A 22,503-nucleotide genomic window follows, 5' to 3' on the forward strand; every position below is an offset into this window, starting at 1 on the left:
TGGGCTTCGATGACCTGAAGCAACTCGCTGTCGAAAACTGCGTAACTCATTGTTTACCAAGGAGTTTTCCGTTTCGACTGCGCCGGAAGTGGGGCGAATTATAGACTTCCAGAATCTGCCGTCAACCGTTAATTACGCTTTTCTCTACGGACGCTCAAAATCGCTGCTTATATATATAGACGCGCCCGCCATGAGGCGCAGTATATTGCCCAATATCACTCTCGTTTCCTACTTCGGACGATGCCGCACCATGAATGACCAACCTCGCAGCCTTGCCTCGACCCTGTTTTCGGTTGGCCTGCTATTGATAGCCATGGCATCAATCCAGTCGGGGGCCTCCCTCGCTAAAAGCATGTTCCCCATTATCGGCGCGCAAGGGACTACCACCCTGCGGCTGATCTTCGCCAGCGTGATCATGATGTTGATACTGCGCCCCTGGCGAGCGAAGCTCACCGCAAAATCCCTGCGCACCGTCATCGTCTACGGAATGGCGTTGGGCGGTATGAACTTCCTCTTCTATATGTCCTTGCAAACCGTCCCCCTCGGTATCGCGGTTGCGCTGGAGTTCACCGGCCCACTGGCGGTAGCCATCTACGCCTCACGTCGCGCGATCGACTTTTTGTGGATCGCCCTGGCAGCCGTCGGCTTGCTGCTGTTAATACCTATGGGAGAAACGACCGCGGGGATCGATCTGGTAGGCGCCGGTTATGCATTGGGCGCAGGTGTCTGCTGGGCGCTTTACATTCTGTTCGGCCAAAAGGCCGGCGCCGACAATGGCGTGCAGACCGCGGCACTGGGGGTGATGATTGCCGCATTTTTTGTAGCCCCTATCGGCATCGTCCATGCTGGTACCGCGCTGCTCACTCCCTCACTGATCCCCGTGGCCATCGCTGTCGCCATACTGTCCACCGCCGTGCCCTACACGCTGGAGATGGTCGCACTCACCCGAATCCCGACCCGGACATTCGGCACGTTGATGAGCATTGAACCTGCGATCGGCGCACTGTCAGGCCTGTTGTTTCTCCATGAGTACCTTTCACTGTCTCAATGGATGGCCATCATGTGCATCATTCTGGCTTCCATAGGCGCGACCATGACGATGGGGAGCGCGGCCAAGCCCGCTGTCGCTGCAGATTGAAACAGGATTTGACAAGGGTCTGGTATTTGCCGCGCAATTAGGCCATGTTTAGGCCCGCAACCCAGTGTCAGACATGGATTTTTCAGATAGGGATATCAGAACGCTTCAAGCAAAAGCGAATGCAGCCAGACCCGGGCGCAAAGATCCGGGGACGCTATAAGGACAGTAATGAAACGAATTTTGATAATGATCGCCGTACTTGCGGTTGCGGGCTGCGCGGCGACATCGAAAACCCAGGTAAAACACGGCAAGAGAGGGCTGCATATCAACTGTTCCGGGCTCTCGTCATCCTGGGAAAAGTGCTACACCAGCGCTGCCAACTCGTGCGCTCCCAAAGGTTACAAGGTCATCGCCAAGTCAGGGGACGCCGTAGAAGAACCAGGCGATTACCCGTTCGGCCTCAACCCTGCCGGCTATACCAGCCGCAGCATGATCGTCATCTGCAAGTAGATTGATGCCGCCTTGTCAGGTTCGTGAACCTGCGATCTGGCGGCCAATCTCATCGTAACTGGACTTCAGTACCGCGCGCTGAATGTCCGGCGTGGCCAGCATTCGCGCAATGACCAACGCACCGATACATTGCGACAGAATCGCCCAGGCCAGGCTGTCGCTGTCCAGAACTTGCGCCCAACTCTTCTGAAGCCGACAAATCCAGTTCTCCGCCTGCTGACGAATCATCACGTCTGAACGTGCAATCTCAGCCCCCAATGCTGGCAAAGCACAGCCGGATTCCGGGTGCTCGACATGAGCCATGCTCAGGTAGTGTTTCAGGCAGCGCTGGAGCTTCTCGCGACTCCGGTCCGCCTCTAAACGCTCCAGACTTTGAGACAACTCACGCTCGACGATTGAAGCGAACAGCTCATCCTTCGATGAAAAATGACTGTAGAAAGCCCCGCCACTCAACCCGATTGCCTTCATCAAGCCGTCGACACCCACCGTTGAAAAACCAGACTTCTTGGCAGACACCGCACTGCTTTGAAGTAGTTTCTCTTTGGTTTCCAGTTTGTGATTGGCCGAGTAACGCATTGCCTTGCCCTCAGGATTGATCGCCTTGACGCTTTCCGAATCGTAGCATAACGTTCGTTTAGTTAACGATCGTTTAGCAAAGGGATCTACCCATGAATAACAAGAAGGTCGTACTGGTTGTAGGTGCTGGGGATGCCACCGGCGGCGCAATTGCAAAACGCTTTGCGCAGGAAGGATTTGTGGCATGCGTCACCCGCCGCAGCGCGGACAAACTCCAGCCGCTGGTGGATGCCATCAAGGCCGAAGGCTATGAAGCCCACGGGTTTGCATGCGATGCGCGCAAGGAAGATGACGTGATTGCGTTAGTTGAGCAGATCGAAAGCCAGATTGGCCCAATCGAAGCGTTCGTCTTCAACATCGGCGCCAATGTGCCTTGCAGCATTCTCGAAGAAAGCGCGCGCAAATATTTCAAGATCTGGGAAATGGCTTGCTTCTCAGGATTTCTCAACGCTCGTGAAGTGGCCAAGCGCATGGCCAAGCGTCAACGCGGGACTATCCTGTTCACCGGTGCTACCGCTGGCCTGCGTGGAGCCTCAGGATTTGCGGCGTTCGCCGGCGCCAAGCACGGGATTCGTGCCCTGGCGCAAAGCATGGCGCGTGAACTGGGGCCGATGAATATTCACGTCGCCCATGTTGTAGTCGACGGTGCCATCGATACCGATTTCATCCGCGAGAGTTTCCCCGAAAAGTATGCGACCAAGGATCAGGACGGAATTCTCAACCCAGAGCATATTGCCGAGAACTATTGGTACCTCCACAGCCAGCCCCGTGACGCATGGACCTTCGAGCTGGACCTTCGCCCCTGGAGCGAACGCTGGTAAGCCCTCCCCACAATAAAAAACAGAGCGCATCGACCATGAGCAAAACCGTGGAGTTCTACTTCGACCTCGGCAGCCCCGCCACCTACCTGGCCTATACCCAACTACCGAAGATCTGCGAGCAGACCGACAGCCAGTTGATCTTCATACCCATCTTGCTGGGTGGCGTCTTCAAAGCCACAGGTAACGCCTCCCCCGCGGCTATCCCCGCCAAGGGCCGCTACATGTTTCAAGATCTGGACCGCTATGCCAAGCGCTATGGCGTGCCACTGAAGTTCAATCCCCACTTCCCTATTAACACCCTGATGCTGATGCGCGCCGTCACTGGCATGCAGTTGCGTCATCCCGAACGCTTTCAGGCGTTCATCGATTGCCTGTTTCACGCCCTCTGGGTTGAAGGCCGCAGCCTTGATGACCTGGCGACCGTCGCGTCAGTACTGACACAGAACGGTTTCGATCCAAATGAGGTGCTGGCCTTGACCGCCGACGAGGAAGTCAAAGCCACTCTCAAGGACAACACAGAGAAAGCAGTGCAACGGGGTGTATTCGGTGCTCCAAGCATGTTTGTCGATCATCAGCTGTTCTTCGGCCAGGATCGCCTGGACTTCGTCCTTGAAGCCCTGAGTTAGATCTCGACAACCAACCGCCCCTGCGCAGCTCCCGAAACGAGCAGCTCATGGGCGGCCTCGGCGGTTTGTAGCGTGAACTGCCGAGGGTCGAGCAGCGGTTTCAACTGCCCCGCCTCGATCAACCGCGCAGCCTCCCGAAGTATCTCCCCATGGTGCTCGCGCCCCTTGCCAGTCAGCAACGGCAACAAGGTAAACACTCCAGAATAAGTCGCCCCACGAAACGAGAGCGGCGCAAGACTGTGCTGCCCCCATCCGAGACAACTCACGACATGCCCCTCGTAAACCCGAGCAGCCTTGAATGAAGCGTCCAGCGTCTCACCACCCACCGTATCGTAGACAATGTCGAAGCCCTCCCCCGCCGTGTGCTCAACCACGTACTCCTCAACCGAAGATTTACGATAATCAATAAACGTCGCACCGAACCCTTCGATGATCGCCCGCTTCCCGGCCGACCCGGTGGCAAACACGTCAGCACCGAAAGCCCGGGCAATTTGCACAGCCACATGCCCGACACCACCCGCACCGCCGTGAATCAGCACTTTCTGTCCCGCCCGCACCCGCGCACGATCCACCAATCCTTCCCACGCCGTGATCAGTATCAACGGCAACCCTGCCGCCTCGCGCATGCTCAGATTGCCTGGCTTGCGCGCCAGCAGTCGTGCATCGACGGCGGCGTATTCAGCCAGTGAACCCTGCGCACCGCCAATGCCGGTGGCCATCGCATAGACCTCATCACCCGGCAGCCATCCGCTCACACCCTCCCCCAATGCCTCCACTGTTCCTGCGAGATCAATACCCAATACCGCCGGCAATGGCTGGCGCGCATGAGCAGCCTGACCCGAGCGAATCTTTCCATCCAGAGGGTTCACCCCACTGGCCTTGATCCTGACCAATACCTGACCCGCACCGGGCGCGGGCTGTGGAATGGAAGCCAAGCGTAAAGGCCCGTTGGCCGAGTCAACAATCAGAGCGCGCATTTCAAGTAAGTCAGTCATTTCGCAATTTCCCGTCAGAGGTGGCTGTCGGATTAATCTTCCTCCCCCTCACTCATACCGATAAGACGCTATATAGCTATAGTGACCATGCCCATATGGCATCAATGAGAAACCCCGTGGACAAACTCAATGCAATGGCGATCTTCGTTCGCGTTGTCGAACGTGGCAGCTTTTCTGCCGTCGCCCGGGAATTGCAGACCAGCCAGCCGACCATCAGCAAAGTGCTGCGAGCACTGGAAACTGAACTGGGTGGAAAGCTGATTTCCCGCAGCACCCGACAACTGTCCCTGACCGACGAAGGTCAGCGGTACTACAGCGAATGTCGACAAATTCTGGCGGCCGTAGACGCCGCAGAACACAGTTTTCACTCCGGCCGCGAAGCTGTTGCCGGAAACCTGAAAATCGGATCGTCCGTGAGTTTCGGGCGCTTGCAGATTGCTCCGCGACTGCCGACATTCCTCAAAAAATATCCTCACGTACAGATTGATCTGCAACTGAGCGATCAAAATCAGGACCTGGTCAGTGAAGGATTGGACGTCACCTTCAGGATCGGCGAGTTGAACGACAGCGGGTTGATTGCCCGCCGCATCGGCACCACCCACCGAGTGACCGTCGCAGCCCCCAACTACCTTGCGCAACACGGCCACCCGCAAACGCCCGAAGAATTGAGCGGGCACAACTGCCTGCAGTTCAACCTGCTGAACAGTCAGAACCTATGGGTTTACGAGAGAGATGCCCAACGTCACACAGTGCGAATCAAGGGCAACGCACAAAGCAACAACTCCGAGGCCATCCGCGAGATGGTACTGGGGGGATTGGGGATTTCGCTGTCGCCGGTCTGGCTGTTCAGCGAGGACTTGAAGGCGGGGCGCGTGACCGCGATTTTGCTGGAATACAGCGCCCAGTCACTGCCGATTCATGCCGTGTCCCCGGCGAATCGTCGCCAATCCGCCAGGGTCAAAGCCTTTGTCGACTACATGAGCCAGGCGCTCGAAGAAGCGCCTGAACTCCAACCGATCAAATAGCCGCCGTCCGGGTGTTCAACCACTCAAGGGCTGCGCCATCGAGCAACGGGCTCAAGCGCTGGCGCACCTCGGCGTGGTAGGCGTTGAACCACTGCTTTTCGTCATCGGTCAGCAGCGACGGTTCCAGGCAGCGAGTGTCAATCGGGCACAAGGTCAGGGTTTCGAACTTCAGGAACTCACCGAATTCGCTTTTGCCCGCCTCGCGGTTCAACACCAGGTTCTCGATCCGCACACCCCAGCGGCCCGGACGGTAAGTGCCCGGTTCGATGGACGTGATCATGCCCGGCTGCATCGCGGTTTGCGGTGCCGCGGCGGCCTGATAGGCGATGACCTGCGGGCCTTCGTGCACATTGAGGAAGTAGCCGACGCCGTGACCGGTGCCGTGACCGTAATCAACGCTTTCAGCCCAGATCGGCGCGCGGGCAATCGAATCGAGCAACGGCGAGAGAATGCCACGAGGAAATTGCGCGCGGGACAACGCAATCACGCCTTTGAGCACCCGCGTGCAATCGCGCTTCTGCTCATCGGTTGGTGTACCGACCGGCACCATCCGCGTGATGTCAGTAGTACCGCCCAGGTACTGGCCACCGGAGTCGATCAACAACAGACCGTCACCCTCGATCACCGCGTGTTCTTCTTCGGTGGCGTGGTAGTGCGGCATTGCACCATTGGCGTTGAACGCGGCAATGGTGTTGAAGCTCAGCGATACATAGCCCGGGCGCCGGGTACGCGCCGCCGTCAGGTGTTCGTCGATGGTCAGTTCGGTGATGCGCTCACGACCCAACGCAGTGTCCAGCCAGGTGAAGAATTCGCACAGCGCCGCGCCGTCCTGCTCCATGGCCTGACGAATGTGCTCGGCATCGGCCAGGCTTTTCTGCGACTTGGCCAACGTCGTCGGATTCAGGCCTTCGATCAGCTTCACGCCGCTATCCAGGTTATCCAGCAAGCCGGCGGTGACGCGCGCCGGATCGACTTGCAGGCTCGCCCCGCTCGGCACAGCGCGCAAGGCGGCGGCCACTTCGCTGTAATCGCGCAGGGTCACGCCGTCCTGTTCGAGAATCGCGCGCAGCTTGGTGTCGACCTTGCTCAGCGCCACGAACAGGGTGGCCTGCTGCTGACTGATCAAGGCAAAGGAAACAAACACCGGGTTGAACGACACGTCACCGCCGCGCAAGTTGAACAGCCAGGCGATGTCATCAAGGGTGGCGATGAAATGCCAGTCGGCACCGCGATCTTTCAAAACCTCACGCAGCTTGGCCAGTTTCTCGCCACGGCTGACCGTCGCCTGAGGCGGCAGGTGTTGATAGATCGGTTCATTGGGCAGCGTCGGACGGTCGCTCCAGACTTCGCTCAACACATCGATGTCGGTGCGCAGACGTGCGCCGCGCTCTTCGAGCTTGCCACCCAACGTACGCGCCGAAGCCACGGCCATTACCGCACCATCTACCGCGACGACGCCGCCTTCAGGGGTTTGCTCGGCCAGCCAGTCCAGCGGGCCGGGCTGACCCGGTTGCAGCTTGACCAGTTCGATGCCGCTGCCCTTGAGTTCCTTGGTCGCTTGTTCCCAATAACGGCTGTCGGCCCAGACGCCGGCAAAGTCCGGCGTAACGATCAGCGTGCCGACCGAGCCATGGAAGCCCGATAACCATTGCCGCCCTTGCCAATAACCCGGCAGGTATTCCGAAAGATGCGGATCGGCCGACGGCACCAGCAGAGCGTGAATACCCTCCCGGCTCATCAGTTCGCGGGTTTGCGCCAGGCGTTGGGGCACCGATCCATTGATCGAAGGCTGCGTACTCATCGTGTCTCCTGCTAATCACTTCATCATTATTGTTGAGTGTCGATCAACGCCGACACTTTCAGACCTTATTGCCAAAATGCCGGGGCACTGGCGCAGGCCGCTTTGATCAGGTGTACCGCTTGGTCGATGTCCTGCTCGGTGGTGAACCGGCCGAGACTCAAGCGAATGGTGCGACTCGCCGAACGGGCGTCATGCCCCAGGGCCAGCAGCACATGGGAGGGCGCATTGCTCGCGGAATTGCAGGCCGAGGTCGCGGAAAACGCGATCGAGGTGCTCAACGCCGCTGAATTGAACTCGCCTTCGTTGAAGGTCAGGCTCAAGGTATGAGGGATGCGCTGGTTCGCACTGCCATTGAGGCGAACGCCGGGAATACTCAGCAATTGCTCAAGCAAGCGTTCACGCAACCGGACGATCGTGGCTTTCTCTTCATCGAATGAAGAGGCCGCCAAGGCGAACGCCACACCCATGCCAGCGATCTGGTGAGTCGCCAGGGTGCCGGAACGCAAACCGCCCTCGTGACCACCGCCATGGATCTGCGCCTGCAAACGCTGCTGCGCCCGCGGCCCGACGTATAGCGCGCCGATGCCTTTGGGGCCATAAATCTTGTGGGCGGAAAATGACATCAGATCCACTGGCAACCGGGCCAGGTCGATCACCACTTTGCCTGCACCTTGAGCCGCGTCGACATGGAACAACGCGTCGCGAGCACGCACGACTTCGCCGATGGCCGCGATGTCGTTGACCGTGCCCAGTTCGTTGTTGACCAGCATCAGCGACACCAGAAAGGTGTCTTCGCGCATTGCTTCGCTGACCGCTTGCGGGGTAATCAGCCCTTCGGCGTCAGGCACCAGATAAGTCACCGCGACGCCGGCATCCTGCAACTGCTTTGCCGTGTCGAGAATCGCTTTGTGTTCGATCTGGCTGGTGATGATGTGGCCGCCAGAAATGCCGCGAGCCTGGGCCACGCCCTTGAGGGCAAGGTTGTTCGATTCGGTGGCGCCGGAGGTCCAGACGATCTGGTCCGCCTGAGCGCCGACCAGTTCGGCGACCTGCTGCCGCGCCTGCTCGACCGATTGCCGGGCCTGTTGACCGAACGCATGGGAGCTGGACGCCGGATTGCCGAAGTTGCCGGTAAAACCCAGACACTCGACCATGACCTTGATGACTCGTTCATCCACCGGCGTGGTGGCGGCGTAGTCGAAATACAGAGGACGTTTATTCATAAAAGACTCGCAGAGCATGTTCCGGGATCAGGAGGCTCGTCACTGAAACGTCAAAGCGCAGCCTCGTGAGCTGCGCCGATCGTTCAGAGCGTTAGAAATACCTGATCGGAGGCCGTTAAAGAAGAACAACTTCATTTAAAAGTGCGTAGGAACGCTCCTGAAGTCGAGCTTAACAGGCATCAGGCAACCGGTTGAAGCAATGCGTCACTTAAAGCTTTCGAGCAACAACGGATACAGCGAAGCCACCAGCAGCAAGGCCATGCCCCAGTTGAACAGCCGCAACCAGCGGCGATCCTTCAGCACGTTGCGCAACAACGTGCCGCAGCCTGCCCAGACACTGACACTCGGCAGGTTGATCAAGGCGAACACCGCCGCAATCACGATCACGTTGGTGAAATAACCCTGCATCGGCGTGTAGGTGCTGATGGCACCGATGGCCATGATCCACGCCTTGGGATTGACCCACTGAAATGCGGCGGCGCCCAAATAACTGATCGGCTTGCTCCCGCCCTTTTCACGCTCGGAAACCGGTCCCGAATGGGCAATCTTCCACGCCAGATACAACAAATACGCCGCGCCGATGTAACGCAGCACACTGTAGAGCAAAGGATAGGTTTGAAACACCGCGCCCAAGCCAAAACCTACCGCCACCACAAGCACGAAGAAGCCGCAGGTAATACCAAGCATGTGGGGAATGGTGCGGTTAAAGCCGAAGTTCACACCCGATGCCAGCAACATCGTGTTGTTGGGGCCGGGCGTAATCGAAGTGACGAGGGCAAACAGGGCGAAGCCCAGCAGCAAATCGAGCGAGAGCGTCATGGGTGGCAGTCCATTGGGATCAGTCAGGTGTTGACCCTATCGCAGGCCTTCCGGGAAACCCATGGACAGTTGCGTGAAACTTCAAGCGGTACAATTTTCGATCAGCTAGGACGACCGTGAAGCTGTACAGCACGCTCGGCGTTCATCTCGCCTTTTTTGTCGAAACTGAACGATTTTTGCGGTTGGCCGAGCAATTCGGCTTTTTTCGCGTGGTATTCGTCGAAAGACAAACCGCGACGATTCAACGCCTCCAGTGCCAATTCTCTGGTTTCTTCTGCGGTGTACGGCCGTAATTCCGGGGAAACATGGCTGGCACATCCGGCGAGAACGGAGACCGCAAGCAGCAAGAAAGTAGCGATTAGAGGTTTCATTGTGAGCGTCCTGACATCTGGTTCGAGGCAATGAACACAGGCTACGCCGCGCATCCGATCTGCAGAAATCAACGCTCTCGATAGTGGCTATCGACTTTGACTAATGCCGCTCAGGTAGAACGCCTTATATCTCTAAACGATCTATAAATATTAACTTAATGTCTTTTACGGAATAACACCGAGCCTTTATAACAACGGTCATCGCTTCACGCACTGTTGCCCAAGCAACTGTTTGCCAGGCAACAGTCATTCAACAAACAGCTCTGCCATTCGCACAGTGTCTACCGGCCAACGCGCTGAAAGCCCCGTAAACAGGGGCTCCGAGGGATTGGTACAGCTCTTGCTCTCTGTCAGTGACTACTCACTGCTCCCTGAGCAACTGTTTAAAAAGGAACTGATCATGTCGCGTCCATTGAAAGTCGTTGCCCTCTCCGGCGGTACCTGGCGTCCGTCCCGCACGTTGGTGCTGACCCAGGCGCTGTTGGCGCAACTGGCCGAACAATTGCCGATTGAAAGCAAGCTGATTGAACTGGGTGACATCGCCCGACCCTTGGGTGCCGCGCTGTCCCGTCAGGAGTTGAGCGCCGAGATCGAAGCCGAGCTGCAAGCGATCGAGAATGCCGACCTGCTGATCGTCGCCGCGCCGGTTTATCGCGGTTCCTACCCTGGACTGCTCAAGCATCTATTCGACCTGATCGACCTCAATGCATTGATCGACACGCCGGTATTGCTGGCCGCCACCGGTGGCAGCGAACGCCATGCCCTGGTTCTCGATCACCAGTTGCGCCCGCTGTTCAGTTTCTTCCAGGCCTTGACCTTGCCGATTGGCGTCTACGCCACCGAAGCCGATTTCTCCCATTACCAAATAACCAGTGAGCCCTTGAAGGCCCGCATACGTCTTGCTGCAGAACGCGCCGCGCCGTTGTTTGGCGTGCACCCCAAAAATCTGCTGAAAATCGCTTAAGGATTTCTTCATGGATGTTTTCTGGTTTCTGCCGACTCACGGCGACGGCCATTACTTGGGCACCACTCACGGCGCTCGCCCGGTGACACTCAACTACCTGAAACAAGTGGCCCAGGCGGCCGACAGCCTCGGCTACCACGGTGTACTGATTCCCACCGGGCGCTCCTGCGAGGATTCGTGGGTGATTGCTTCGGCGCTGGTGCCGCTGACCGAACGCCTGCGTTATCTGGTAGCGATCCGGCCGGGGATCATCTCGCCGACGGTCTCGGCGCGCATGGCCGCCACGCTGGATCGACTGTCCAACGGCCGCTTGCTGATCAACGTGGTCACGGGCGGTGACCCGGATGAAAACCGTGGCGACGGCATCTTCCTCGATCACAGCGAACGCTACGAAGTGACCGACGAATTCCTGAAAATCTGGCGCCGGGTGCTGCAAGGCGAATCGGTGGATTTCGAAGGCAAACACCTGCAAGTGCAGAACGCCAAGGCGCTGTATCCGCCGGTGCAAAAACCTTATCCGCCGCTGTACTTCGGCGGTTCTTCCGAAGCCGCCCATGAACTGGCCGCCGAGCAGGTTGATGTCTACCTGACCTGGGGTGAACCACCGGCCGCCGTGGCAGAAAAACTGGCCGATGTGCGTGAGCGTGCCGCGCGAAACGGTCGCACGGTGAAGTTCGGGATTCGCTTGCACGTGATCGTTCGCGAGACCGCCGAAGAGGCCTGGAAAGCCGCAGACAAACTGATCGAGCACATCAGCGACGAGACCATCGCGGCCGCGCAGAAGTCGTTCTCGCGTTTCGATTCCGAAGGTCAGCGGCGCATGGCGGCGTTGCATGACGGGCGTCGTGACAACCTGGAAATATCCCCCAACCTTTGGGCGGGTGTCGGTCTGGTGCGTGGCGGTGCCGGGACGGCGTTGGTGGGCGATCCGCAGCAAGTGGCGGCGCGAATCAAGGAGTACGCGGACCTGGGGATCGAGAGTTTTATCTTCTCCGGCTATCCGCACCTCGAAGAGGCTTATCGTTTTGCCGAGTTGGTGTTCCCGCTGTTGCCTGAGCCGTACGCCAGCCTTGCGGGGCGCGGCGTCACTAATCTGACCGGGCCGTTTGGCGAAATGATTGCCAATGATGTGCTGCCCGCCAAAGCCACGGCCTGACTCAGCCCCCCTGTGGGAGCGAGCCTGCTCGCGAAGGCGTCCGTACAGTCGACACTGATGTTGACTGTTCCGGCCTCATCGCGAGCAGGCTCGCTCCCACAGGGAACTGCTTCGATTTTAAAAAGGAACCCCCGTGTGACGGCCAAACCACACAGCGCCCTGATATCCCCTTTGCAAACCGCCCGTCTGTTGGCGGCCGAGTTTGCCCTGACCGCTGTCGAGCGCGATGAACGAGGCGGTACGCCCAAAACCGAACGCGACGCCTTGCGCCACAGCGGTCTGCTCGCGTTAAGCATTCCTGTGCAGTACGGCGGCCTCGGCGCCAGCTGGAGTGACACCCTGACCATCGTGCGCGAGTTCGCCAAGGTCGACAGTTCGATTGCCCATGTCTTCGGCTTCCATCACTTGATGCTCGCCACCGTGCGCCTGTTCGCCCGGCCCGAGCAGTGGCAGCCATGGTTCGAACAGACCGCGCGCAAGAACTGGTTCTGGGGCAACGCCCTCAACCCGCTGGACACCCGTACTGTGGTGAAAAATCTCGGCGGCTGGCGTGAGTTTTCCGGCAAGAAAAGCTTCTGCTCCGGCGCCAGCGATTCGCAAATGCTGATCGCCTCGGCCGTCGACGAAAACGCTGGCGGCAAGCTGTTGATCGCCGCGATTCCCAGCGGTCGCAGCGGCATCACCTTGCATAACGACTGGAACAACATGGGCCAGCGCCAAACCGACAGCGGCAGCGCAACATTCGAACGGGTGCGGGTCGAAGAGTCGGAATTGCTGCTCGATCCGGGTCCGCTGAGTACGCCATTCGCCTGCCTGCGGCCGTTGATTGCCCAGTTGACCTTCACCCACATGTTCCTCGGCATTGCCGAAGGGGCCTTCGAAGAAGCGCGGCAATACACCCTCACCGAAAGCCGTCCGTGGCACAAATCCAGTGCTCAGGATGTGCGTCAGGACCCTTATGTACTCGGCCACTACGGCGAATTCTGGGTCGCCCTCGAAAGTGTTCGACTGCTGGTGGAGCGCGCTGCCGGATTGCTCGACAAGGCGTGGGCCAAAGGCCCGAACCTCAGTGCCGAAGAACGTGGGCATCTCGCTACCGCCATCGCCACGGCCAAGGTCGCTGCCACTCGCAACGGTCTGGAACTCTGTAGCCGGTTGTTCGAAGTGACCGGCGCCCGTTCAACTCATGCCTCACTGCGACTGGATCGCCACTGGCGCAACCTGCGCACGCAAACCCTGCACGACCCGGTGGATTACAAACTCCATGAGCTGGGTGACTGGGCGCTGAACCAGTCCCTGCCGATCCCGACTTTCTATTCATAGCCTTCTCTTCATGGAGCCTGCCCATGCAACTGCTGACTTTACCGCCCTCGCCCGCTCTGGCCACCTCGATCCGCGCCACGGCGCAAGTGTTCGAAGACCCGAAATCCCAGGCCTTGCTCGCCCACATTCAACAAGTCGCACCGAGTGAAGCCAGTGTGCTGATCATCGGCGAGACCGGCACCGGCAAAGAGCTGGTGGCGCGGCATATCCACAACCTCAGTGCCCGCCGTAACCGGCCTTTCGTGGCAGTGAACTGCGGCGCGTTCTCCGAATCTTTGGTGGAAGCCGAGTTGTTCGGCCATGAAAAAGGTGCCTTCACCGGTGCGTTGAGCGCCAAGGCCGGCTGGTTCGAGGAGGCCGATGGCGGCACCTTGTTCCTCGATGAAATCGGCGATTTGCCGATGGCGATTCAGGTCAAGTTGTTGCGGGTATTGCAGGAGCGCGAAGTGGTGCGACTGGGTTCGCGCAAGAGCATTCCCATCAATGTCCGTGTGCTGGCGGCGACCAACGTGCAATTGGAGAAAGCCATCAACGCCGGGCATTTCCGCGAGGATTTGTACTACCGCCTCGACGTCGTCAGCCTGGAATTGAGCCCGCTGCGCGACCGCCCCGGCGACATCCTGCCGCTGACCCGACATTTCGTCGAAGCCTACAGTCAGCGCCTCGGCTACGGCACCATCAGCATCAGCAAAGAGGCCGAACTGAAACTGCGCGGCTACAGCTGGCCGGGCAACATCCGCGAACTGGAAAACGTCATTCACCACACCCTGCTGATCTGCCGTAACGGCGTGATCGAACGCGACGACCTGCGCCTGTCGAACATGCGCATCGAGCGTCAGGACGATTACCACAGCACCGTCGACGATTCACCGGAAGCCCTGCTCAATCGGGCCTTTCAAAAGCTCTTCGAAGAACAGGCCGGAGCGCTGCACGAGAAAGTCGAAGACGCGTTGCTGCGAGCTGCCTATCGCTTCAGCCATTACAACCAGGTACACACCGCCGCACTGCTGGGCTTGAGCCGCAACGTAACGCGCACACGACTGATCAAGATCGGCGAACTGGCAGTGAACAAGCGCCGGCCCACGGAAAACCTTCAGGGCGAGCGTGTTATGCAGCTGTCGATCTAACCCACCAGATTGCAGTGCAGCGCGTTGTCGTGGCTGCGTTCCAGGCTATGCAGCACCTGAAACGAGCCGAAGGTCACGGTTTTCGCCTGATGGGCACGGATCAGCTGCCAGAAATCCTGCTCGCCGCTTTCAAAGCTTTGAAACGCGGCCTCTCCCGCCTCGCGTGTTTGCCATTGCAGGTAGTTGAGCACCCGCCGGCCATCGTCGCTGGCCTGGATGCTGGCACTCAGAAAACCGCTGTAACCCTGGGCGAGACGCTCGGTCTGCTTCGACAGAGCCGACACCAGTGCGGGCTGTTGATGGGGTTCGATCTCGAATTCGATCAATTGGGTGAAGCTGCGATTTTTCTCTGACGCTTGCATGAAAAGTCCCCACTGACGTGTAAGCCGGATCTTGCGATCCGAAGGCCTGCAGGGTAAAACCTCGAGTTAACTTGAGGTCAAGGGGCATTTTTTAAATGATCACCTCGGAAAATCTGCACAAGGAACTCACCGTCGGCCAAGTGGCTGCGCGCAGCGGTGTCGCGGTCACGGCGCTGCACTTTTACGAATCCAAGGGTTTGATCAAAAGTAATCGCAACCAGGGCAACCAACGGCGTTATCCACGGGAAGTGTTGCGACGGGTGGCCTTGATCAAAGTGGCTCAGCGATTGGGCATTCCGTTGTCGGAGATTGGCGAGGCACTCAAGTCCCTGCCGGATAACCGCGCCCCGACGGCGGCGGACTGGAAGGTGTTGTCGGCGCAGTGGAGTCGGGATCTGGATGAGCGGATCAATCAGCTGACCTTGCTGCGGGACAAGCTCAATGGCTGCATTGGCTGTGGGTGTCTGTCGATGGAGGCGTGTCCGTTGCGCAACTTTGGCGATGTGCTTGGGGAACAGGGACCGGGGCCGCAGCTGTTGTAATGATCGTTCCCACGCTCTGGTGGGAATGCAGCCGCGGGACGGTGATCTTTTTTGTGAACTTGGTGAATGCCGAGGATCAAAATCAAGACATCGCCATTTTTGGCAGCACCTACACTTATTGGTCCTGCTGAAAAGCGGCGAAGTGAAATCTTCCATCTACAAAAAAATCAGGGAGAACGATCATGAGCGTCAAACCTATTCCAGAGGGTTATCACAGCATCACCCCGTATCTGGGCATTCAAAAAGCGGCCGAAGCCATCGAGTTCTACAAGAAAGCCTTTGGCGCCACCGAAGTCATGCGCCTGTCCATGCCCGATGGCGGCATCGGCCACGCCGAACTGCGTATCGGCGATTGCCCGATCATGCTTGGCACGCCATGCGATCAGGGTCCGCTGAGCAATCCGGACAAGTCGCCGTCCGTAGGTCTGCATCTGTATGTGAACGATGTGGACAAGTCTTATAAACAGGCGATTGCGGCTGGCGGCACCGTGGTGTCCGAGGTCAAGGATCAGTTTTATGGCGACCGTTCGGGGACTTTGAAGGATCCCTATGGGCATCTGTGGTTTCTGGCCACGCGCAAGGAGGATCTGACTCAGCAACAGATCGAGCAGCGGGCGAAGGAGATGTTCAGCCAGGGTTGATCCAATGATAGTTTCCACAGGGGATTGGCTGTGTACACAGAATTAACGTTCAACACCGATCCACTGTGGGAACGGGCTTGCTCGCGAAGGCGGCCTCACAAACAACACACATTCCAGATATGAAAAAGCCCGCTGACCTTCTTGGTTCAGCGGGTTTCTTTTTGCGCGGTGACTCAGTGAGCAGGACGCCGAGGATTTAGACCCTCGATCAGCTTTCTATGAAGGTGGTGTCAGCGCTTTGTGCATGGGAATGGCGTGGAGCCCGGCTACGGCGAAGGTTTCAGCGCAAGGCTGGTAACCCAGATGACGGTAAAACGCTTCACTGGTGCGGGTGCTGTTGAGTCGTGCCTGGCGCAAACCCTGATCGGTCAACCAGCCTTCGAGGTCGCGCACCAGCGCTTGTCCGGCCCCACGACGAAACCATTCCGGTTGCACGTAACAAAACGCCACTTTGCCGCTGATCGCTGCCATCGCGACGCCGACCGGTTTGTCCTGCAACAGGGCGATGTTCAGGTACAACCGCTCGTCGGCCAGCCAGGGCTGCACGTGTTCAATGGTCTTGTTGTGGGTCCAGGTGGCGACGGTGAGCGGATCGTTGCGATGGTCGAGCGCGCAACCCACGCGGATGGATCGTTCGACGATCCGGCTGATGATGCCGGCGTCGGCGGGGGTTGCCTTGCAAATGTGTAGGGGAGCATCCATGGCGCTGTTACCTCAATCCATTGAGAGAAAGCTGCTGCCGGGGACGATAGCGCTGCGGGAAGCGGGTGGCTAATGGAGAGACGTTACATTTGGTGTGCTTGCGCAATCCCCCCTCACCCTAACCCTCTCCCGGAGGGAGAGGGGACTGACCGAGTTGTTCTTAGAGCTACATCGACCTGAAAGTCCGAGTCGAACTCAGTTTTTGAAAAGCATGAAAATCGGCTCCCTTTCCCCCTCTCCCCTGTGGGGAGAGGGGTGGATTTTGAAGTTCACACCGGTTGCAACGGCATAGTCAGTTCGACTCGCAATCCATCCGGCCGGCTGTCGAAATGCAACGTACAGCCGCAACGCTGGACGATTGCCTGAACAATCGCCAGCCCCAGACCGCAGCCGGTGCTCTGGCCGTTGCGCCAGAAGCGTTGGGTCAGGTGTTGCAGATCGTCTTCGGCAATGCCCGGCCCATGGTCGCGAACCACAAACTGCACGCGGTTGCCGGTGGTTTCCAGGCTCAACTCCACCGCGCCATCACCCGGGGTATGCCGCAGCGCGTTGTCCAGCAGGTTGCGCAGCGCGGCAATCGACAGCACCGCGGGCATTTGCACCGGGGCGTGGGAGATTTTCGGCGGCAGCTGAAATTTGATCCGCTGACGATCACCGCTGGCGGCGTCCTGAATCGCCAGTTTCGCCACCTGCTCGGCGCTGCATTGCACACCGTCATCGAACGACAGACTGCCCTCGACCCGCGCCAGCAACAGCAATTGCTCCAGGGTCCGGTGCAGGCGATCCGCGCCCTCTTCAGCCCGGGCCAGGGATTGATCCCGGGCCGCGCCGTCGGTCATGCGCGCCACTTGCAGGTGGGTCTTGATCGCTGTTAGTGGGCTGCGCAATTCATGGGCGGCGTCACCGGTCAGACGGCGTTCCCGTTCGATGGTCTTGCCGATGCGCTGGAACAGCTGATTCTGGGTATCCAGCAACGGTTGCAGTTCGCTGGGCAGCGGCTGGATTTGCAAGGGTTCGAGAGAATCGGCGCTGCGGCGCATCAAGGCATCGCGCATGCGATTCAGCGGCGCCAGCCCCTGGCCGATCCCCAGCCAGAGCAGGCACAGGCAACCGAGCAAGGCCACGCCCACCGGCACCGAAGCGGCCAGCAGGATTGACATGTTCAGCGCCTCACGCTCGATCTGCCGGTCGGCGGTGGTGATGCGCACGTCGCCGCGGGCCAGGGTGAAACTGCGCCACGGCGCACCGTCGATCATCTGGTCGTGGAAGCCCATTTTCTCGGCTTCCAGGGTTTGTTGCGGATCGGTGTGACTGCGGGCGAGGATTTCGCCACGTAGCGAACTGACCTGACAGGCCATGCCACCAGGGATATTCAGTTGTTCAGCACTGAAATGGGTGCCCTCGCCCTTGCTCGGCAATGGCGGCAATTGCTCCATCAGGCCGGCGACCATGCGTGCCGAGGCCACCAGGCGCTGGTCGAGGGAAAACATCATCTGATTGCGCAGGTCGCTGAGCATCCAGGCCGCCGCCAACGCCCAGATCAGGGCAAAAGCGGCGCCGAGTGTCAGGCTCAGGCGCAAACGCAGGCTCATCACTTTTTCAGTTCCTCTGCGCCATCGGCCGGCCCCAGGCGATAGCCCAGGCCGCGCACCGTCTCGACAATGCCATTGCCGAGTTTGCGCCGCAGGTGATGGATATGCACATTGAGAGCGTTGCTTTCCAGCTCATCGTTAAAACCATAAACGCTGTCTTTCAGTTGCTCGGTCGACAGCACGCGGCCCCGGTTATGCAACAAAGCCTGCAACAGCGACTGCTCACGACGGGAAAGGTCCACCGGCTGGCCGCCAAGCATGGTTTCGCGGCTGCTTGGGTCGTAGGTCAGACGACCGTGCTCGATCAGGTTGACGCTACGCCCCGCCACCCGTCGCAGCAGGGTGTGCAGGCGCGCGGCGAGTTCGCGCAGGTCGAAAGGCTTGAGCAAGTAATCGTCGGCACCGGCTTGCAAGCCGTCAACGCGGTCGGTGACTGAATCCCGGGCGGTGAGGATCAGCACCGGGATTTCCAGACCGCTGTGACGCAATTGCTGCAACAGCTTCAAACCGTCTTCATCGGGCAGACCGAGGTCGAGCACCATCACATCGAACTCGGCGACCTTGAGCATCGCCCGGGCAGACGATGCGGTGGCGACATGCTCTACCGTCAGGCCTTGAGCGGTGAGGCCGGCGACAATGCCGCTGGCGATCAACTCGTCGTCTTCGCAAACCAGTACGTGCATGGTGAGACCTGTTGAAAAAAAGGTGATTAGGCCGGGGGCCGATTAAGCGGACATTATGCCGCAAGCGCCATTGCCACAAGGCCACTGTGGTTAATCATCGGTTAATCGCCGCCTCCCATTGTGCACCTCACTTGCACAGGGATAAGGCTTACCCATGCGTCGACTGTTTTTGTTTTTTGTTCTCTTGATCTCGGGTGTGGCCCAGGCAGGGACCAATCCGTTCGAGACCAAACCTGAATTTTTGCCGGTGGAAAAAGCGTTCGTCTTCACGTCCGAGCGACTTGAGTCGGGCGAAACCCAGCTCTATTGGCAGATCGCCGACGGCTATTACCTGTATCAGAAACGCCTGAAATTCGATGGCTTGCCCGCTGAGCACCATCCCGTATTACCTCAAGGCGAAGCGCACAGCGATGAGTTCTTCGGCGAACAGCAGGTCTATCGTCAGGGCCTGGAACTGAAGGTTGCGGCCGGTGCCACCGGGCAAATCAAAGTGGGCTTCCAGGGCTGTGCCGACGCCGGTTTGTGTTATCCGCCGCACACTCAGGTCGTGGATCTGGGAGGCACATCCGCTATCACTGCGACAAACGAAGCACCGGACCAAGCCCTGGCCAGCGGCCTGCAACAACGGGCGCTGGGCTGGAGTTTGCTGGTGTTCTTCGGTCTGGGACTGTTGCTGGCCTTCACGCCTTGCTCGTTGCCGATGCTGCCGATTCTGGCCGGTTTGATCGTCGGCAGTGGCGCCACACCCAAGCGCGGTTTCGCCTTGGCCACCAGCTACGTCGTGAGCATGGCGCTGGTGTATGCGGTGATGGGCGTGCTGGCTGCAATGCTCGGGGCAAATTTGCAGGCGTTGTTGCAAAACCCTTGGTTGCTGGGCAGTTTCGCGGCTGTATTTGTGTTGCTGGCGTTGCCGATGTTCGGCTTCTTCGAGTTACAACTGCCGGTGGCCGTGCGTGATCGATTGGAAAATGTCTCGCGCAATCAACGCGGCGGCAGCCTGTTCGGTGCCGGTGTGTTGGGGGCCTTGTCCGGTTTGCTGGTGGGTCCGTGCATGACCGCCCCGCTGGCGGGCGCCTTGCTCTACATCGCGCAAAGCGGCAATGCGCTGCATGGCGGGCTGATTCTGTTCACCATGGGTATCGGCATCGGTGTACCGCTGCTGTTGTTGGTCACCGTCGGCAATCGCTTCCTGCCCAAACCCGGCGCGTGGATGAACCTGCTCAAGGGCGTATTCGGCTTCCTGTTCCTCGCCACCGCGTTGCTGATGCTGCGCCCGGTGCTGGACGAATCACTGTGGATTGGTTTGTGCGGTGCGTTGCTGCTGATTGCCGCGTACAGCGCCTGGAAGCAGTCGGAAGGTTTCGGTCGCGTCGCCCATGTGTTCGGCGCCAGCTCACTCTTGCTGGGTGTGTGGGGCAGCCTGCTGATGATCGGTGCCGCCGGCGGCAGCGACGACTTGGTGAAGCCATTGCAGGTCTACAGCGCTTCAAACTCGAGCAGCGCCGCCAACCCGGTCGGCCACGACGCATTCACCACGATCAAGGACCCGGCAGCTCTGCAACGGGAGCTCGATGCGGCACAGGCTCAAGGCCAATGGGTGCTGCTGGACTACTACGCCGACTGGTGCGTGTCGTGCAAGGTCATGGAAAAACAGGTGTTCGGCAAAGCCCACGTACTGGAGGCCTTGAGCGATGTGCGCTTGCTACGGCTGGACGTCACCGCCGACAATGCCGCCAGCCGCGAACTGCTCGGCCGTTATAAAGTGCCGGGGCCACCGAGCCTGCTGTGGATCGGCGCCGACGGCATCGAGCGTCGCAGCCAGCGCATCACCGGTGAGGTCGATGCCGGCACCTTCCTGCAACGCTGGACCACTACCCGAGACGCCCGTTAATGCTGACCTTTACCCTCGGCACTTTTGCCATCGCGCTTAATCACCTGCTGCTGATCAGTGCCCTGGCGCTGGCGACCTTCGTCGGCTGGCGGGTGGCCAAGCGCGGCGGCGAGAATCCGGAGTCGGTGCTGTTCAGCCTGTTCCTGCTGGGCTTGCTGGCTGCCCGGGTCGGTTTCGTGGCCGTTTACTGGGCCCATTATCGCGATGACCCCTGGCAGATCATCGACCTGCGCGACGGCGGTTTCCTCGCCTGGCCCGGTGTGATCGTGCTGGTGCTTGCGGCGTTGTATCGAGGCTGGCGTCGCTCGGGGTTGCGCCGGCCGTTGGGCTTTGGCGTGGCCTGCGGCCTGGCGTTCTGGTTGCTGGCGACCTTCTCCCTGACCCTTTACGAACAAGGCACACGCCTGCCGGAAATAACCCTGCGCAATGCCGCCGGTGAAACCGTGCAACTGGCGGACTACAAGGGCGGCCCGTTGGTGATCAATCTCTGGGCCACCTGGTGTCCGCCGTGCCGTCGGGAAATGCCGGTGCTGGAAAACGCCCAGCAACACCGCCCGGACCTGACGTTCCTGTTCGTCAATCAGGCTGAAAGCATGCAAAGCGTCAGTACTTTTCTGGAAACCCAGGGCCTGAGCCTGTCCAACGTGCTGTTCGACGGCAGTGGCCGATTGAGCCAGGCCGTCGGCTCCATGGCGTTGCCGACTACGCTGTTCTATAGCCCAGACGGTCGCCTGCTGGGCAGCCATCTGGGCGAGCTTTCGGAAGCCAGCCTGGCCCGCGCCCTGGAAAACTTCGACACCCCGAATCCTGCCGTACCGGCCACCTCTTCAAGGAAACTGCCATGCCCCGCCTCCGCCACCTGCTGACGTTGACCCTGGGCGCCGCCCTGCTGCATTTACCATCAGTGCAGGCCGCCGAAGAATTGCCCGAAGCGATCAAGAAAATCGAGGCCAAGGGCGCGAAAATCGTCGGCCAATTCGATGCACCCGACGGCTTGCGTGGTTATGCGGCGCAGTACCAGAACCGGGGCATGGCGTTGTACCTGACCCCGGATGGCAAGCACGTGCTGCTCGGCAATCTGTACGACGCCGACGGCAACGACCTGAGCAGCGCGCCGTTGCAGAAGCTGGTTTACGCGCCGCTGGCCAAGGAAATCTGGGGCAAGATGGAAGCCAGCAACTGGATCGGCGACGGGAAGAAAGATGCCCCACGGGTCGTCTACCTGTTCAGCGATCCGAACTGCCCTTATTGCAATATGTTCTGGGAACAGGCGCGGCCATGGGTCGAGGCGGGCAAGGTGCAGTTGCGGCACATCATGGTCGGCATCATTCGCGAAGACAGTCCGGGGAAATCGGCTGCACTGCTGGCCGCCAAGGATCCGCAGAAAGCGCTGGAAGACCATGAGAAATCAGGCAAGGACAGCTCGCTAAAAGCCCTGAAAAACGTGCCCCCGGCGATTCAGGCGAAGCTGGCGGCCAACATGCAGTTGATGGAAGACCTGGAGCTGCAGGCTACCCCGGCGATTTTCTACATGGACGGCAAGGGCGAGCTGCAACAACAGCAAGGCGCGCCGTCGCCGGACAAGTTGGTGCAAATTCTCGGGCCTAAGTAGCTCTTTCTGATAGGGCGTTGGTGGATTCACTGACGTCTTCGCGAGCAAGCCCGCTCCCACAGG

General features: G+C 59.3%; 24 protein-coding genes. 14 read left to right on the forward strand and 10 right to left on the reverse strand.

What is annotated here, in order from left to right:
- The first annotated feature begins 250 nt into the window (after nucleotides 1–250).
- Both rhtA and IB252_RS27670 read left to right on the forward strand, forming a co-directional pair.
- Complete coding sequence (gene rhtA / locus IB252_RS27665; protein ID WP_111452315.1) at nucleotides 251–1,138, forward strand: threonine/homoserine exporter RhtA; 888 nt, start codon at nucleotides 251–253, stop codon at nucleotides 1,136–1,138.
- Nucleotides 1,139–1,306: 168 nt separating this feature from the next.
- Nucleotides 1,307–1,588 carry a hypothetical protein gene (locus tag IB252_RS27670; protein ID WP_192410910.1) on the forward strand — a complete coding sequence of 94 codons (282 nt, stop codon included), beginning with the start codon at nucleotides 1,307–1,309 and terminating at the stop codon, nucleotides 1,586–1,588.
- A gap of 15 nt (nucleotides 1,589–1,603) precedes the next feature.
- On the opposite strand, the gene IB252_RS27675 is transcribed toward IB252_RS27670, so the two are convergent.
- On the reverse strand, nucleotides 1,604–2,164 hold the full coding sequence (locus IB252_RS27675) for a TetR/AcrR family transcriptional regulator (protein ID WP_192410911.1): 561 nt from the start codon (nucleotides 2,162–2,164) through the stop codon (nucleotides 1,604–1,606).
- Between the two features lie 92 nt (nucleotides 2,165–2,256).
- Between IB252_RS27675 and IB252_RS27680 the strand changes: the two genes are divergently transcribed.
- Nucleotides 2,257–2,985, forward strand: a complete 729-nt coding sequence (locus IB252_RS27680; RefSeq protein ID WP_192410912.1) for an SDR family oxidoreductase — start codon at nucleotides 2,257–2,259, stop codon at nucleotides 2,983–2,985.
- Between the two features lie 35 nt (nucleotides 2,986–3,020).
- Nucleotides 3,021–3,611 carry a 2-hydroxychromene-2-carboxylate isomerase gene (locus IB252_RS27685; RefSeq protein WP_192410913.1) on the forward strand — a complete coding sequence of 197 codons (591 nt, stop codon included), beginning with the start codon at nucleotides 3,021–3,023 and terminating at the stop codon, nucleotides 3,609–3,611.
- Here the strand turns inward: IB252_RS27685 and IB252_RS27690 are convergent.
- The gene (locus IB252_RS27690; RefSeq protein WP_192410914.1) at nucleotides 3,608–4,606 is read right to left on the reverse strand and encodes a zinc-dependent alcohol dehydrogenase family protein; all 999 of its coding nucleotides are present in this window, start codon (nucleotides 4,604–4,606) and stop codon (nucleotides 3,608–3,610) included. The genes IB252_RS27685 and IB252_RS27690 overlap by 4 nt on opposite strands.
- Nucleotides 4,607–4,710: 104 nt before the next feature.
- On the opposite strand from IB252_RS27690, the gene IB252_RS27695 reads away from it, so the two are divergent.
- On the forward strand, nucleotides 4,711–5,631 hold the full coding sequence (locus IB252_RS27695; RefSeq protein ID WP_192410915.1) for a LysR family transcriptional regulator: 921 nt from the start codon (nucleotides 4,711–4,713) through the stop codon (nucleotides 5,629–5,631).
- Here IB252_RS27695 and IB252_RS27700 read toward each other — a convergent pair.
- The 4 genes from IB252_RS27700 to IB252_RS27715 form a co-directional block, all read right to left on the reverse strand.
- Entirely contained in the window at nucleotides 5,624–7,432 is a 1,809-nt protein-coding gene (locus IB252_RS27700; RefSeq protein WP_192410916.1) for an aminopeptidase P family protein, read from the reverse strand. The genes IB252_RS27695 and IB252_RS27700 overlap by 8 nt on opposite strands.
- 65 nt (nucleotides 7,433–7,497) lie before the next feature.
- Nucleotides 7,498–8,655 carry an aminotransferase class V-fold PLP-dependent enzyme gene (locus tag IB252_RS27705; protein WP_192410917.1) on the reverse strand — a complete coding sequence of 386 codons (1,158 nt, stop codon included), beginning with the start codon at nucleotides 8,653–8,655 and terminating at the stop codon, nucleotides 7,498–7,500.
- Nucleotides 8,656–8,859: 204 nt separating this feature from the next.
- On the reverse strand, nucleotides 8,860–9,474 hold the full coding sequence (locus IB252_RS27710; RefSeq protein ID WP_192410918.1) for a LysE family translocator: 615 nt from the start codon (nucleotides 9,472–9,474) through the stop codon (nucleotides 8,860–8,862).
- Nucleotides 9,475–9,575: 101 nt separating this feature from the next.
- Nucleotides 9,576–9,845: a hypothetical protein gene (locus tag IB252_RS27715; RefSeq protein WP_111452323.1), complete on the reverse strand. Its 270-nt coding sequence runs from the start codon at nucleotides 9,843–9,845 to the stop codon at nucleotides 9,576–9,578.
- 400 nt (nucleotides 9,846–10,245) lie between these two features.
- On the opposite strand from IB252_RS27715, the gene msuE reads away from it, so the two are divergent.
- The 4 genes from msuE to IB252_RS27735 all read left to right on the forward strand — a co-directional run bounded on the left by msuE (nucleotide 10,246) and on the right by IB252_RS27735 (nucleotide 14,415).
- The gene (gene msuE, locus IB252_RS27720; protein ID WP_111452324.1) at nucleotides 10,246–10,809 is read left to right on the forward strand and encodes an FMN reductase; all 564 of its coding nucleotides are present in this window, start codon (nucleotides 10,246–10,248) and stop codon (nucleotides 10,807–10,809) included.
- 10 nt (nucleotides 10,810–10,819) lie between these two features.
- Complete coding sequence (gene ssuD, locus IB252_RS27725; RefSeq protein ID WP_192410919.1) at nucleotides 10,820–11,965, forward strand: FMNH2-dependent alkanesulfonate monooxygenase; 1,146 nt, start codon at nucleotides 10,820–10,822, stop codon at nucleotides 11,963–11,965.
- A 135-nt stretch (nucleotides 11,966–12,100) separates the two neighbouring features.
- Nucleotides 12,101–13,288, forward strand: coding sequence for an acyl-CoA dehydrogenase family protein (locus tag IB252_RS27730; protein WP_192410920.1), 1,188 nt, complete (start codon nucleotides 12,101–12,103; stop codon nucleotides 13,286–13,288).
- 23 nt (nucleotides 13,289–13,311) lie between these two features.
- A complete protein-coding gene (locus tag IB252_RS27735; protein WP_111452327.1) occupies nucleotides 13,312–14,415 on the forward strand; it encodes a sigma-54 interaction domain-containing protein in 1,104 nt (367 codons plus the stop codon).
- Here IB252_RS27735 and IB252_RS27740 read toward each other — a convergent pair.
- Nucleotides 14,412–14,777, reverse strand: a complete 366-nt coding sequence (locus IB252_RS27740) for an antibiotic biosynthesis monooxygenase (RefSeq protein WP_192410921.1) — start codon at nucleotides 14,775–14,777, stop codon at nucleotides 14,412–14,414. The two genes, IB252_RS27735 and IB252_RS27740, sit on opposite strands and share 4 nt — an antisense overlap.
- A 95-nt stretch (nucleotides 14,778–14,872) precedes the next feature.
- Between IB252_RS27740 and soxR the strand changes: the two genes are divergently transcribed.
- Nucleotides 14,873–15,319: a redox-sensitive transcriptional activator SoxR gene (gene soxR / locus IB252_RS27745; RefSeq protein ID WP_192410922.1), complete on the forward strand. Its 447-nt coding sequence runs from the start codon at nucleotides 14,873–14,875 to the stop codon at nucleotides 15,317–15,319.
- Nucleotides 15,320–15,501: 182 nt separating this feature from the next.
- Nucleotides 15,502–15,960: a VOC family protein gene (locus IB252_RS27750; RefSeq protein WP_192410923.1), complete on the forward strand. Its 459-nt coding sequence runs from the start codon at nucleotides 15,502–15,504 to the stop codon at nucleotides 15,958–15,960.
- Nucleotides 15,961–16,176: 216 nt separating this feature from the next.
- Here the strand turns inward: IB252_RS27750 and IB252_RS27755 are convergent, their stop codons facing one another.
- The 3 genes from IB252_RS27755 to IB252_RS27765 form a co-directional block, all read right to left on the reverse strand.
- Nucleotides 16,177–16,662: a GNAT family N-acetyltransferase gene (locus IB252_RS27755; RefSeq protein WP_192410924.1), complete on the reverse strand. Its 486-nt coding sequence runs from the start codon at nucleotides 16,660–16,662 to the stop codon at nucleotides 16,177–16,179.
- A gap of 269 nt (nucleotides 16,663–16,931) precedes the next feature.
- Nucleotides 16,932–18,257 carry an ATP-binding protein gene (locus IB252_RS27760; RefSeq protein ID WP_192410925.1) on the reverse strand — a complete coding sequence of 442 codons (1,326 nt, stop codon included), beginning with the start codon at nucleotides 18,255–18,257 and terminating at the stop codon, nucleotides 16,932–16,934.
- Nucleotides 18,254–18,937, reverse strand: coding sequence for a response regulator (locus IB252_RS27765; protein ID WP_074878741.1), 684 nt, complete (start codon nucleotides 18,935–18,937; stop codon nucleotides 18,254–18,256). The genes IB252_RS27760 and IB252_RS27765 overlap by 4 nt, the downstream gene beginning before the upstream one ends.
- Before the next feature lie 154 nt (nucleotides 18,938–19,091).
- On the opposite strand from IB252_RS27765, the gene dsbD reads away from it, so the two are divergent.
- Genes dsbD through dsbG form a run of 3 tightly spaced genes read left to right on the forward strand, consistent with a single transcriptional unit; the run spans nucleotide 19,092 to nucleotide 22,440 of the window.
- Nucleotides 19,092–20,828: a protein-disulfide reductase DsbD gene (dsbD, locus tag IB252_RS27770; protein WP_192410926.1), complete on the forward strand. Its 1,737-nt coding sequence runs from the start codon at nucleotides 19,092–19,094 to the stop codon at nucleotides 20,826–20,828.
- Nucleotides 20,828–21,694 carry a TlpA disulfide reductase family protein gene (locus IB252_RS27775; RefSeq protein WP_192410927.1) on the forward strand — a complete coding sequence of 289 codons (867 nt, stop codon included), beginning with the start codon at nucleotides 20,828–20,830 and terminating at the stop codon, nucleotides 21,692–21,694. Before dsbD ends, IB252_RS27775 begins: the two co-directional genes overlap by 1 nt.
- Complete coding sequence (gene dsbG, locus IB252_RS27780; RefSeq protein ID WP_192410928.1) at nucleotides 21,670–22,440, forward strand: thiol:disulfide interchange protein DsbG; 771 nt, start codon at nucleotides 21,670–21,672, stop codon at nucleotides 22,438–22,440. The genes IB252_RS27775 and dsbG overlap by 25 nt, the downstream gene beginning before the upstream one ends.
- The last annotated feature ends 63 nt before the right edge of the window (nucleotides 22,441–22,503 follow it).

This window comes from Pseudomonas sp. PDM10 (assembly GCF_014852295.1).
Taxonomy (GTDB): Bacteria; Pseudomonadota; Gammaproteobacteria; order Pseudomonadales; family Pseudomonadaceae; genus Aquipseudomonas.